The sequence below is a fragment of the Polyangiaceae bacterium genome (genome assembly GCA_020633235.1).
GTDB lineage: Bacteria > Myxococcota_A > Polyangia > Polyangiales > Polyangiaceae > JACKEA01.
Window position 1 is genome coordinate 841,851 of sequence record JACKEA010000005.1, and the last position, 12,376, is coordinate 854,226.

General features: G+C 68.8%; 11 protein-coding genes. 7 read left to right on the top strand and 4 right to left on the bottom strand.

The genetic code is table 11. From position 1 onward, the window contains the following. Positions 1 to 170: 170 nt before the first annotated feature. Genes H6717_29615 through H6717_29625 form a run of 3 tightly spaced genes read left to right on the top strand, consistent with a single transcriptional unit; the run spans position 171 to position 4,421 of the window. On the top strand, positions 171 to 2,018 hold the full coding sequence (locus tag H6717_29615) for a hypothetical protein (protein ID MCB9581224.1): 1,848 nt from the start codon (positions 171 to 173) through the stop codon (positions 2,016 to 2,018). A gap of 25 nt (positions 2,019 to 2,043) precedes the next feature. Continuing rightward, a complete protein-coding gene (locus tag H6717_29620) occupies positions 2,044 to 3,399 on the top strand; it encodes a serine/threonine protein kinase (protein ID MCB9581225.1) in 1,356 nt (451 codons plus the stop codon). 8 nt (positions 3,400 to 3,407) lie between these two features. Then, entirely contained in the window at positions 3,408 to 4,421 is a 1,014-nt protein-coding gene (locus H6717_29625; protein MCB9581226.1) for a PEGA domain-containing protein, read from the top strand. A 4-nt stretch (positions 4,422 to 4,425) separates the two neighbouring features. Here H6717_29625 and H6717_29630 read toward each other — a convergent pair whose 3' ends face one another. From H6717_29630 to H6717_29640, 3 genes are all read right to left on the bottom strand, one after another. Continuing rightward, positions 4,426 to 5,346, bottom strand: coding sequence for a LamG domain-containing protein (locus tag H6717_29630; protein MCB9581227.1), 921 nt, complete (start codon positions 5,344 to 5,346; stop codon positions 4,426 to 4,428). 68 nt (positions 5,347 to 5,414) lie between these two features. Next, positions 5,415 to 6,251 (bottom strand): alpha/beta hydrolase, encoded by an 837-nt coding sequence (locus H6717_29635; protein MCB9581228.1) that lies wholly within the window; start codon positions 6,249 to 6,251, stop codon positions 5,415 to 5,417. Positions 6,252 to 6,290: 39 nt separating this feature from the next. Further along, positions 6,291 to 7,622 carry a sigma 54-interacting transcriptional regulator gene (locus H6717_29640; protein ID MCB9581229.1) on the bottom strand — a complete coding sequence of 444 codons (1,332 nt, stop codon included), beginning with the start codon at positions 7,620 to 7,622 and terminating at the stop codon, positions 6,291 to 6,293. Between the two features lie 188 nt (positions 7,623 to 7,810). Here H6717_29640 and H6717_29645 point away from each other — a divergent pair, with 188 nt between their 5' ends. From H6717_29645 to H6717_29660, 4 genes are read left to right on the top strand one after another with little or no spacing between them, the layout of a single operon-like run. Beyond that, the gene (locus H6717_29645) at positions 7,811 to 8,266 is read left to right on the top strand and encodes a hypothetical protein (protein MCB9581230.1); all 456 of its coding nucleotides are present in this window, start codon (positions 7,811 to 7,813) and stop codon (positions 8,264 to 8,266) included. Positions 8,267 to 8,308: 42 nt separating this feature from the next. Next, positions 8,309 to 9,667, top strand: coding sequence for a serine/threonine protein kinase (locus tag H6717_29650; GenBank protein ID MCB9581231.1), 1,359 nt, complete (start codon positions 8,309 to 8,311; stop codon positions 9,665 to 9,667). Further along, complete coding sequence (locus H6717_29655) at positions 9,658 to 10,662, top strand: hypothetical protein (GenBank protein ID MCB9581232.1); 1,005 nt, start codon at positions 9,658 to 9,660, stop codon at positions 10,660 to 10,662. The genes H6717_29650 and H6717_29655 overlap by 10 nt, the downstream gene beginning before the upstream one ends. Further along, positions 10,649 to 11,725, top strand: a complete 1,077-nt coding sequence (locus H6717_29660) for a hypothetical protein (protein ID MCB9581233.1) — start codon at positions 10,649 to 10,651, stop codon at positions 11,723 to 11,725. Before H6717_29655 ends, H6717_29660 begins: the two co-directional genes overlap by 14 nt. On the opposite strand, the gene bfr is transcribed toward H6717_29660, so the two are convergent. Next, positions 11,726 to 12,196, bottom strand: coding sequence for a bacterioferritin (gene bfr, locus H6717_29665; protein ID MCB9581234.1), 471 nt, complete (start codon positions 12,194 to 12,196; stop codon positions 11,726 to 11,728). Positions 12,197 to 12,376 lie beyond the last annotated feature (180 nt).

A 12,376-nucleotide genomic window follows, 5' to 3' on the forward strand; every position in this document is an offset into this window, starting at 1 on the left:
TCGAATCTCCCTCCCCACATGTAGGTCTGTGTGGGTGCTCGCCGCGATGGGTACCGCTCTCGCAGCCCCCGATCAAGTCCCAAGCTCCACTTTCCCCGGATTCTGCCGGCAGCGAAACTGCCTCACCTGCCCGCGTCAGGTATAACGGTGGGATCCGAGGAGCAGCTTTGATGAAACGCAAGCCGAGAGCACCCGCCTGGCTGCTCGCCAGCACCTTCGCCGTCACCTTGCCTTGGCTCGTCACCACCGGGTGCTCGAGCGACAAGCCCCCGGCCAAGGGACAGCTCATGGTCGCCTTCCAGACGGACATGGAGATCCCGAAGGACGTGACCTCCATCCGGATCCAGGTCACCCAGCTCGGCTTGGTGCGCCACGACGCCAGCTACACGCTGGGACCCGACCAAGCCAAGCTGCCCGCCACCTTGGCCATCATCGCGGGGGAGCGCGCCAGTGATCCCGTCACCATCAAGCTCATCGCCTATCGCGATTCGGAAGCCCACGTGGTGCAGAAGATCACCACCACCGTTCCCGGAGATCGCATCGCCACGCTGCACATGCCGGTCGAGTGGCTGTGTTGGGATCAGGTCACTGGCAGCGGCGAGGACGTGGACGACAACTGCGGCGCGGATGCAACCTGCGTCGCGGGGGACTGCAAGGACAGCCACGTCGATTCCAGCAGCCTGCAGACATACACGGGCAAGAACGTGTTCGGCGGAGCATCGGGTCCCGGCGCCGGTGGCACCTGTCTAGACGTGCTCACTTGTTTCTCCCAGGGCTATCAGACTCCGGTGGACACCTCGGACTGTAGCGTGGCGCTGCCCTCCGGCGCCACGGACGAGACGACCAACGTCGGCCTGGTGCTGCCCCTCGGCAACTTGGGCATCTGCAGCTCCTCCACCTGCATGGTGGCGCTGACGCAAGACTCGTGGTCCGGCTACACCATAGAAAACGGCCGCGCGAAGCTGCCGAAGTCGGTGTGCACCAAGCTCGCAAAGCAGGACGCGCTGGGCGTCGCGGTCACCTCCGCTTGCCCCGCCAAGACCAGCGGCATCCCCACCTGCGGCCCCTGGTCCAGCGTCACGAGCTTGCCCGGGAGCTTCGATGCCGGCGCGCCGGACGCGACGCTGGTGCACACGGATGCCGGCGGCGATGCCCCCGTCGACGCCCAACCCGAAGCCTCCGAGGACGCCAACGACGGCCAGGTCGTGATCCTACCTGCGCCGGAGCTCGGCCGCACCTGCAGCAGCGACGCCGAGTGCGGCAGCCTCAGCTGCATCAAGCCCAGCGACACGACCTTGGACGGCTTCGGCGTGACGGGCGGGGTGTGCACCGCTTCCTGCGACGGCGACGCGACCGTGTGCGGCAAGTACAAGACCGGCTCGGTGTGCGTGGATCTGAACCCCGCCACCAACGGCGGCAAGGTGTGCCTCGAGTCGTGCACGGCGGACGACGCTGGGGTCCAATGTAGCGGTCGCACGGACGTCGCGTGCCTCAGCCTGAAGGACTCCGCAACCGGAACGATGGTCAACACCTGTCAGCCGGTGTGCAGCGCCAGCACCAACTGCGGAACGAGCTTCTGCGACTTGGGCAGCGGCTTGTGCACGCCCACTCAGCCCACGGGGGACACCGGAACCCTGGGGACCGAGTGCACGGGCGACGGAGGCACCAGCACCACCTGCGAGGGCGCCTGCAAGCCCTTCGTGGATCCCGGCACCCAGCAGACCTTGGTCTCCTGCAGCGGGCTCTGCAGCCTGGGCAGCATCGGCTGCGGCTGGGATGGCGCGAGCTTGCCGGGCAACGTGGCCTGCGCGTGGGCCGCGGATCCCAATAACCAGACCATTGGCGCCGGGGGCTTCTGCGTGGAGCTCTGCGACTGCCAAACCACGTGCGCCAACCCGAGCTTCCAGTGCACGGAGTTCCCGCAATACTTGAAGGGGGTATACGACCCGAAGTGGGTCGGCTACTGCAGCCCGCCGTTCAATCCCGACGGCACTCCCCTGGCCGGCGCCCCCTGCTGAGCCCCCCATGACCGATCGCGATTCGATGCCACCCGTCGGCCCCGGCGACGTGCTCGCCGGAAAGTACCGAGTGGAACGCGTGCTCGGTGCCGGCGGCATGGGCGTGGTGGTCGCCGCGACGCATCTGGAGCTGCGCGACAAGGTCGCGGTGAAGTTCCTGCGCGAGGAAGCCCTCGAGAGCGAAGAAGCCGCGGCGCGCTTCGTGCGCGAAGCGCGCGCCGCAGTACGCATCAAGAGCGAGCACGTGGCTCGCGTCATCGACGTGGGGCGCCTGGAGAGCGGTGCGCCGTACATGGTGATGGAATACCTCGAGGGCCACGACCTCAGCGAGCGCAGCGGAGTGCTGTCCATCGAGGACGCAGTGGACTACGTGATCCAAGCCTGCGACGCGATGGCCGAAGCCCACGCCGCGGGCATCATCCATCGCGACCTGAAGCCGGCGAATCTTTTCCTCACCCAGCGCTCGGATGGGGCCGCCGTGGTGAAGGTGCTCGACTTCGGGATCTCCAAGATGACCCTACCCGAGGTGAGCGAGGCAGGTCTCACCCGCACCAGCACGGCCATGGGCTCGCCGCTGTACATGTCTCCAGAGCAGATGCGCTCCGCCAAGGACGTGGACCTCCGCACCGACGTGTGGGCCCTCGGAGCCATTTTGTTCGAGCTGCTCGCCGGTGCGACACCGTTCACGGGCAACAGCTTCCCGGAGCTGTGCGCATCGATCCTGAGCGCGCCGCCTCGCCCCTTGCGCGAGCTTCGCCCGGAGGTACCCGAAGCCCTCGAGGCAGTCGTCGCTCGCTGCCTCGCCAAGGAAGCGACGGATCGCTACGCTAGCGTCGCCGACCTCGCGGCCGCTCTGATGCCCTTCGCCCCGCGCCGCTCTCGGCAGCTGGTGGAGCGCGCGCGCAACGTACTCACGCGCGCGGGCATTGCTTCGGAGATCGACATCGAGATCCCCGTCAGCGTCGCCGAAACGCGCTTGGAAGGTCCCAGCCGCACCAAGACCGCATGGGCGGAGACCGCGCCGGAAGCGGATTCGAAACCCCGAGCCTTCATCTGGCTGGCGCTCGCCGGCATCCTCGCCCTGGGCGGCATCGGCGTCGCGGTCGTGGTCTCGCGCTCCACCCCGCCAGCTACCCCCGAGCCCAGCGCCACGGTCGTGACCGCAGCGCCGACCCCCGCTCCCGAGCCCACTCCCAGCGCGGCCCCCACCCCCAGCGTCGCCCCGGCCGTGGAGGAGGAAGCCGGCGCCCCCGCGGTCGAGAGCGCTCCCAAGCCCAAAATCGCGGCGCCCAAACCTGCCCCCAAGCCCACCGCCACCCCCGCTCCGCCCCCGACGCAGCCCCCTCCTCCGAAGAACCCTTTGGATATCGGTCTCAAGTAGAGCTCTCCATGTTCAAGCCCCACGCCGCCCTGGCCCTCGTTCTGTGCACCTCGCTGGCGACACCCACCTTGCTCGCGCAGCCGAAGAAGGACCCGCCCGCCGCCAAGGCGGAGGAGGCCGCCACGCCAGCGCCGCTCGCGGAGTCCCTCACCGGGGACGCCAAGAGCGAGTACGAGGCGGGCCGCATCCTGTACCAAGACGGCGACTACGCCGGCGCGAAGTTGAAGTTCGAGCGTGCCTACGACCTCAGCAAGGACGCACGACTGCTGTGGAACGTCGCCGCCGCGGAGAAGAACCTGCGCCACTACTCCAAGGTGATCCGCGCCCTCGAACGCTACCTGGCGGAGGGCGGGGATACCATTTCCGACGAGGACCGCGCCGACGCCGAGCGGCTGATTCAGACGGTATCGGAGTTCGTGACCAAGGTCCGCTTCGACGTGAACGAGCCCGGGGCCACCGTGACGGTGGACGCGGACGACGTGGGCCAGACGCCCATTGCGGATCCCGTCCTGGTGGACATGGGCCGTCGCACCATCAAGGCGACCAAGACGGGCTTCAAGGACGCCAGCGTGAAGCAAGATCTTCCCGGCGGCGAGGAAGTCACCATCAAGCTGAAGCTCGAAGCCATCGTCCACGAAGGCCGCGTGCGCGTGCTCGCGGGCGTAGGCGACACCATCGCCATCGATGGCAAGGTGGTGGGCAAGAACACCTGGCAGGGAAAGCTCGACAGCGGCGTCCACACCCTCTCGGTGACCGGTAAGGGCAAGCGCCCCTACCAGGGCGACATCATCGTGCAGGACGATCAGCTCACCAGCACGAACATCGCCCTCGAGCCCATCGCTCCACCCCCGGCCGCAGCCAAGGACGACGGCATCGCTTGGCCCTGGTTCGTCGGCGGTGCCGCCCTCGCGGCGGGCCTCGGCGTGGGCGCCTACTTGCTGTTCAAACCGGACGACGAAACGGCACCGCCCACGGTACCGGGCACGCTGGATCCCGGCACCGTTCAGCTGCGGTTCTGGTGATGCGTCACAGACTGCAACCTGTCGCCTCGGCGTAGGTGCCGCCGGCGTCGATGCAGATCTCGTCCACCGTGCGAGCGACGGTCCACCACTTGACCTCGTCCACCACGCCATTGAACGCCGGCTCGGGACCCTCGCTCTTGCCAATGTGAAGATTCGACACCAGCGGCCCGAGGGCGCCGCCCGCCACCGAGCTCGAGAGCTTTCCGTTCACGTACAGCGACAGCTCCGAGCCATCGTTGACGACGGCCACGTGGGACCAACCGCTACCGATGACGTCGTAGTCGCTGGTCAAGATCGCCGAGGCCTGACTGGCGCGGGAGAACACCACCTGGATGTTGCCCAGGTTGGTCTTGATCCGAACCTGGCTGTCACCGCTGCCAATGCCGCGGCTCAGGATGGTTCCGCTCGAAACGCCGCTCAGCCGCACCCACAGCTCGATGGTCGCCGCCGACGAAAAGTCGAGGGAAGCATTGGCGGGGATCACGATGCGGCCGTCGCCGCCGGAGAAGCTGGCGCCCTTTCCGTTCTTGCCGCTGACGAAGGCCACGCCGCTGCCGAGGGCCATGCCGTCGTTGCCGTGGCCCGACTCGTCGCTCACCGCGCCGCTGTTCGTCTCGAAGTCGTAGTACGCGGACAGCCCAACGGTGGGCGCGCCGCCCTGCCCGCCGGCTCCTGCTGCGCCGGCCTCACCCCCCGCGCCCGCCGCGCCCCCGCTGCCGGAAGTCTCGGGCATGCCCGTGGAGTCGTCGCCTTGATTGCCGAGCACCGGCGGCGGCGCCGCCTGATAGCCCGGCTCGTTCGCCGGAGGCTGAGCCCCGGTGTCGTCCATCCCCACCGCGTTGGCGCAGGCGCCGCAGGCAAACAGCAGCGACACCACGCTGATTCGAGCCAATCCCCCACAAATCCCCAGCTCCCTGCTCGTCATGGAGCGGGGTCTAGCGCACCTCCTCGCCCACGCACATACAAAAACGCACACTGTAGGACAAATTTCCTTCAGAACGCATCATTTTCTAGTTCTGTTGGATTTTGTCGATCCGCCGCGGAAGCAAGCAGCCAGTCAAACAACGTCCCCATCACCCGCGGCGCGTCGGGGCCGAACTCCCCGTGCGCCGCCTTTGGCAGCTCGAAGTAGCGCGCCTCCACACCGCCGCGCTCGATCTGTTCGGCACTGATTCGGTAGTTGCGGCGGTACTCGCGGCCACCGCGCGTCACCGCCACCCGCGCCGCCCCCCGCAGCTTCAGGAAGCTCGGTGTGGCCGGCCCGCTCATCAGCGCGACGCGCCGATAGCGATCGGGATACACCCACGCCAAGTCCTCTGCGCGCTGCGCGCCCTCGGAGTAGCCGACCAGCACGATGGGGCCCAGTCCCTTCCCCACGCTGCCGAGAGCGCGGCGGATGCGGTAGTCGAGGTACTTCATGTCCGCCGTGAAGCGATAGCGCCCCGGGCGGTTGCGACAGGGCGCGTCGCCGTAGATGGCGACCACCGTGGCGTGGCGCTGGGCCGTCGGCGCCCATTCGTCGATGCGTCGTGGGTCCCCGCAGAAGCCGTGGAGGTACACGACGGTCGCGCCCGGGGCGCCCGGCGCCACGAACGCCGGTAGATCTCCGCTCACCGGTAGCTGCCGGATCGGCGCGGGCTCGGACCGGGCGTCATCCTGCCGCGGTGGCGGCGCCACGATGCGGAGCGCGGGCCGCTGCACCGGCCGCGGCGGCTCCGGCGCGAGCGTGTCGGATCGGGCCCGGGCCGCCTCGAAGCCCCCTCGAAGCGCCACTCCGGCGGCCACCATGACCACCGACAAGCCAGCTACTTTCAGGAACTTGAAGCGCAACCACGGAAGTATTGCATGAATCCCCCCAGGGCGCCCGTTTCAGGAATCCTTACGACTCATGCCCGCACGCTCGAGCAAGCGATACAGGTGCTTGCGCTCGATGCCGGAGATGCGCGCGGCCTGTGACACGTTGTCGCCCGCACGCAGCAGCAGGTCTTTCAGGTAGTCGCGCTCGAAGCGTAGGATGAGCTCGCTCTTCGCTTCTTGAAACGGTCGATCCGCTCGCGCAACCACGTCCGTGTCGCGCTTCGACGTGGCGCCGCTGAGCAAGATGGGCAGCTCGGCGAACGGAGCTCCAGGCGGGCTCAGCGCCACCGCGCGCGCGATGATGTTACGGAGCTCCCGGACGTTGCCGGGGAAGTTGTAGCGCAAGAGCCGGTTGAGGTTCTCGCTGGCGAGATCCTGCTCGGGACGCCCCTCGCGCGCCAAGAACACCCGCACCAGCTCCTCCACGTCCTCGAGGCGCTGCCGCAGGGGTGGCAGGTGCACCTCCACCACGGCCAGGCGATAGAAGAGGTCGCCACGGAAGGTGCCGCGGCTCACTTCCTCTTCCAAGTTTCGATGGGTCGCGGCCACCACCCGCACATCGAAGCGCTCCGGTCGACGCCCCCCGAGCCGCGTCACCTCTCCCGTTTCGAGCAGACGGAGCAGCTTCGGCTGCAGGGCCAGCGGCAGATCGCCGATCTCGTCCAGGAACAGCGTGCCGCCATGCGCCAGCTCGAAGGCGCCGGGGCGATCGGCGTGAGCGCCGGTGAAGGCGCCTTTGACGTGCCCGAAGAGGTCGCTCTCGATCAGCGTTTCGCTGGACGCGCCGCAGTCGAACACCACGAAGGCCTGGTCCTTACGCGGACTGTGGTCGTGCACCGCGCGGGCGGCGAGCTCCTTGCCGGTCCCGCTCTCCCCGAGCAGTAAGATGGGTGCGTTCGAAGCGCTGGCCCGCTCGAGCACCGCGTAGATTTGCCGCATCGCGACGCTGGATCCGACCAGAGCACCGAAGGAGCCGCGCTCGCTGGGCGGGATCAGCACGCATTCTTCCGCGGGGACCAGCTCCAGCAGGCTCGACCCCACACGCAGCACCGCCCCCACGGGAACGGTCGCTTTCTGGATCGCCACGCCGTCCACCAGGGTGCCGTTGCGCGACCCCAGATCGGTGACGTCGAAGCCCTCGGCGCGCGGCACGATGGTGCAGTGCCGTCGAGAAACAGCGGCGTCTTGCAGCACGACATCCGCGGCGGGCTCGGCGCCCACCACCACCCCGGCTCCCGGGATCTCGATCTCCAGCCCCGCATCGGCGCCGTGGATGACCCGCAGGCGGCAGCCGTGGGTGGCCTCCGCCACCGACATCCGATTCGTCGTCCGCGTCAGGCGCATGAGATCGCGGCCAGCATAGCCCGATGCGGCGACCAAGCCCCAGACAAGTCGCGACTTGGGTTGGGGGCGCCACAACCGCAGGACGAAAACCCCGGAAATCTGCCCGGCACGCGGGTTGCTGAAGGGCGAGCCCAATCGCGCCCAGGAAGTGAGCGGCGCACCCATCCCTTGGCTCGGAGAAACCTCAAATGAAGCTCTTGAAACTCACCCTCGGACTCGGCGTACTCGCAGCGGCCACGGGCTGCACCGCGCTGGGCCAGTACGCCCAGAGCGCGTCCGCGCTGAACGGTGGAACCCCCAACACGGCGGGCGCGACGCCTGCCACCAGCCCCGCCCTGCCCACCGCGCCCGCGCCGAGCGAAGCGGCCGCCGAAGGCAAGGCCAGCGGTCCCACCACCGTGAGCGTCTCCATCAAGAACTCCTGCGGCAAGACCGCCAAGGTGTTCTTCGGTGACAAGCCGAAGTTCGGCAGCGGCACCTACTCGACCATCGGCGACAACACTCGCACCAGCCACACCTTCGACGTGGGCGACCACTTCTGGCTGGTGGATGACGGGCAAAACGGCCTGTCCAGCGTGGAGATCGGCGACTCCGTCCGGGAGATCGAGATTGGCGGAGCCTGCGATCAGGTCACGACCCACTGAGGCCGCGTTGCCCCACCCGGGGGATCCACTATCCTCCCCCGGGTGCGGGACGCGGAGAAAAGCCCAGCTCGGCCGCTACCGGCCGCCCTGGGGCCCTTCGGCATCACCGGCGTGTTGGGCGAAGGCGGAAGCGCCATCGTCTACGCTGCCGAGTGGGAGGGGCTGAGCGTCGCGTTGAAGGTCCCGCGCGACGATGATCTCACCGAACGGGACCGGGAGCGCTTCTTGTCCGAGGCCCGGATGCTGGCACGCGTGCAACATCGCTCCGTCGTGAAGGTGCTCGACGCCGGGCGCTTGCCCGACGGACAGCCGTACCTCTTGATGCGGCGCTACGAGGGCGAGACCCTTGCGGCGGCCATCGAGGCCCGCGGCGCGCTGTCCGTGGATCGCGCGTTGGATCTCTTCGACCAGCTGGCGCAAGCCACCACCGCGCTGCACGACGCCGGCCTGGTCCATCGCGATCTCAAGCCCGAGAACGTGTTCCTGGTGGACGACGGCAAGAGCGCCAAGCTCCTCGATTTCGGCATCGCCAAAGAGCGCGACGCTCCGGCCTCCACCACAACGCAAGCCGGCATCGCCCGCGGCACCCCCGCCAACATGGCGCCCGAACGCTTCTTCGGCGCACCCGCGACCGTGGGCAGCGACGTCTACGAGCTCGCAGTCGTCCTGTACGTGATGCTGGTCGGGCGCCTTCCCTGGAGCGACGTCACGAACGTCGATGCGCGCCTCAATCCCATTTCGCCGCAGGCTGCCGGGGCGCGCATTCCGGATGCTCTCGACTCCGTGATCCTACAGGCGCTCTCCACGCGGCCGGAGCGACGACCGGGCAGCGTCCGGGAGCTGGTCGATCTGGTACGTGTCGCTTCCCGTGGCGAGCCAAGCTCCGGGGAACGCGTGACCGCCGCCGTGGCGACGTCCGTCCCTCCCCCTCCGGACCCGGCCCCCATCTCGGACACCACGCAGGTGATCGAGAGCCGGCGCCCCAGCGCTCGCCGCCGTCTGCTCGGTCCGGCCCTCGCGCTGGTGTGTCTGGTGGGCGGCGTGTTCATCGGTGCGCGCCTGGTGAGCTCGGTGCGCGGTAGCGAGCCGACCGCCGCAAGCAGCGCCGAGGCGCCTCCTCCGTCCGAACCCGCGAAGCTCGAGGTCACGCCGAGCCCCATCGTCGAGCCGACCGCCGGCAAAGAAGAGGCGGAAGTCGCGCCCACGGCCCGCCCCCCGCTCACCACCGCTGCCCTCACGCGAACGAAGCCGAAGCCCGCACCCAAGCCGCTCCCCACGCCCGCCCTCTCCGCCAGCGCGGCGCCTCCAAAATCCGCCCCGGCGGGCAAGGCCAAGGGCGCCCCCTGCACGCGCTCGTCAGAGTGTGCCAGCATGCTCTGCGCAGCAGAGACGTGCCAGTAATCCCCACCCTTCGTCGCGCGGCGATCGTGCTCGCCCTCACCTTCGCACCGAGCGTTGCACTCGCCGACGCCTACGATGCCGCTTTCGCGCGGGCCATCGCCGCCAAGGAGCGGGCGCTCGACGAACGGGACCCCGCACGTTGGGAGGAAGCGCTGGATCGCTTCCAGGAGGCCGATCGCCTGCGCGCCACCAAAGAAGGCAAGTACGAGCTCGCCAGTGCCGCCGCGCGACTGCGGCAGGACGACCTGGCCGTGGATGCCTATCGCTCCGCCCTCGAGCTCGGCCTCGATGGTCCAGCCGCCGACAAGGCCAAGCAGTTCATTGCCGACAACGCCGGCGCCATGGCCCAGGTCGAGGTGGTCGCGCCTTCCGGCGCCGTGGTGAGCGTCCGAGGCCGTCGCCGCGGCGTGGCTCCCGTCACGCTCGCCGTGTTCGCCGGCGACACGCGCTTGGAGGTCGCCTTCGACGGCAAAACGCTGCAGCACCCCGTGCACGCCGAAGCCGGCAAGAGCGTCCGGCTGGATCTCACTCGAGCCTTCGCCCCCAAGGCACCGCCCTCCTCTCCTTCCATCGCACCCATGCCGAAGCGCCGCGAGCCCTCGCGTACGCCCCCGCGCTCCGGTCCTCCTCCGGCGGCGTGGCCGCTGGTGATCGGCGGAGGCGGCGTCGCCTTGGCCGGCACCCTCACCGCCCTGCTCGCCAGCTCGTCCCTGTCGAGCCACCGCGACACCCTGAGCTCGCTGTGCGCGGTGCCGAACGGAACGGATCAGTGCACCCTCGCGAAGACCGGCCAGCGCGCGGCAGCGCAGGACGAGGTCGACGCGATCGCCACGCAGAAGGCGGTGCGCATCGGTGGATTCGTGGGACTCGGCGTCGGCGCGGCGGCCGCCATCACCGGCGTCACGCTGCTCGTCACCTCGAAGGGTTCGTCCGAGACGGTGGCCGTCGGTCCCGGCCCGGGCACGTTCGGGATCGGAGTCCATGGCACGCTCTAGGGCGACGTTTCTCGTCGCCCTCGTCGTCCTGGGCTGCACGGGAGATCCCGTCGGGGAAGTCCCCGCGGACGCCGGCAGCGGCGGCGGCGCGGGCACCGGTGGCGGCGCGGCGCGCCGGCGGCGCAGGGGCGCTGCCGGCGCCGCGGGGAGCGGCGGCGCCGCCGGCAGCGGCGGGACCGGAGGCGGGCTCACCTGCGACGGGGGGTCGCCCTGCGTCGTGCCGCTGGTTCCGGCCACTGGCCCCTCGAGCTTCGGCATCGACCTCGACGCCACCGACGTCTACTACGCCTCCGGCAAGGACGTCTGGCGCTTGCCCAAGCTGGGCGGCGCCGCCATCAGCATCGCGTCGGGACTCGTCGGTCCGCAGCACGTCGCCGTCGACGCGACGCACGTGGTGTTCTCCGACGGCAGTCGCCGGGTGTACGTCGTCCCCAAGAGCGGCGGCGGCAAGACGTTGCTGTACGAGGCCAACGGCAGCACCCAGATCGGCGGCGTCGCCAGCGACGGCAGCTACGCGTACTACAGCGAGACCTTCGACACCTCGAGCTACGACGGCACCGTGTCCCGCGTCGCCCTCGGCGGCGGCTTTCCGGAAGTGCTCGCCCCGTTGACGTCCGCTGGACCACGGGGCCTGGCCTTGGATGGCGGCTTCGTCTACGTCGCCCTGGAGATCGGCCAGAGCGTCGTGAAGATCCCCGTCGCCGGGGGCGTCCCCGTGCCCGTCGCCAGCGGGCTCGATCACGCCCAGGACGTTGCCGTCAGCGGCGACTGGATCGCCTGGGCGGAAAACTCCGGGATCGGCTTCGTGGCCAAGACCGGCGGCAGTCAGAGCTTCGCTTCGACGCCCGGCACACCGGCACACATCGCCGCCGACGACGCCGCCGTATACGTCACCCTGCCAGCGAGCGCCGCCCTGTATCGCGCGGCGCTTGGCGGCAGCACCGCGCTGAAGCTGGTGGACGACGCCGGCTCGCCGGAAGACGTGGCCGTCGACTCCGCCGCCGTCTACTTCACGAACTTCGCCGCGGGGCTGCCGGGATCGGTGCTCGCCATCCCGAAGTGATCACTCCTTGAGCTGCTCGGCCAGGTAGCGCTCCCGTCCGATCTCTTCGATCACGTGGAGCTGCCCTTCCAGCCAGTCGATCGCTTCTTCTTCGTCGACCAGGATGTGCTCGAGGAGCTCGCGCGTGCCGGCGTCCTTCTTGTCGAGGGTGAGCTGGATGAAGTTGTTCAAGCGTTCCCGCGCCTCGAGCTCGAGGGCGAGATCCAGCTTGTGTTGCTCCACCGGCTCTTCTCCCACCTTCACCGGGTTCAGTCGCTGGAGGTTCGGAACGCCGTCGAGAAACAAGATGCGCTCGATCACCTTGTCCGCGTGCTGCATCTCTTCGATGCTCTCCTCGCGCTTCTTCTTCGCCAGCCGCGGGTAGCCCCAGTTCTCACACATCTTGTAGTGCACGAAGTACTGGTTGATGGCGGTGAGCTCGGCTGTGAGCAACTCGTTCAAGGCATCGATGATCTGGCCGTCACCCTTCATGGCTCCTCCTCGACTTGGGGGGCGGAGCCTAACAGGGTCGGCCCCCGGCGGGGCCGGAACCCGAGGTTCCGCGCCGTGAAAACCAATAAATACAAAGGCTTGCCATTCCAGCTGAGATTCGTCATCACGGCCCATTTTCGATATTGAAAGTCGTTTTCAAGAAGCTACATTGAACGAGTC

Coding starts and splice junctions, on each gene's coding strand:
- H6717_29615 (MCB9581224.1), top strand. CDS start 171: ATGAAACGCAAGCCGAGAGCACCCGCCTGGCTGCTCGCCAGCACCTTC.
- H6717_29620 (MCB9581225.1), top strand. CDS start 2,044: ATGCCACCCGTCGGCCCCGGCGACGTGCTCGCCGGAAAGTACCGAGTG.
- H6717_29625 (MCB9581226.1), top strand. CDS start 3,408: ATGTTCAAGCCCCACGCCGCCCTGGCCCTCGTTCTGTGCACCTCGCTG.
- H6717_29630 (MCB9581227.1), bottom strand. CDS start 5,346: ATGACGAGCAGGGAGCTGGGGATTTGTGGGGGATTGGCTCGAATCAGC.
- H6717_29640 (MCB9581229.1), bottom strand. CDS start 7,622: ATGCGCCTGACGCGGACGACGAATCGGATGTCGGTGGCGGAGGCCACC.
- H6717_29645 (MCB9581230.1), top strand. CDS start 7,811: ATGAAGCTCTTGAAACTCACCCTCGGACTCGGCGTACTCGCAGCGGCC.
- H6717_29660 (MCB9581233.1), top strand. CDS start 10,649: ATGGCACGCTCTAGGGCGACGTTTCTCGTCGCCCTCGTCGTCCTGGGC.
- bfr (MCB9581234.1), bottom strand. CDS start 12,196: ATGAAGGGTGACGGCCAGATCATCGATGCCTTGAACGAGTTGCTCACA.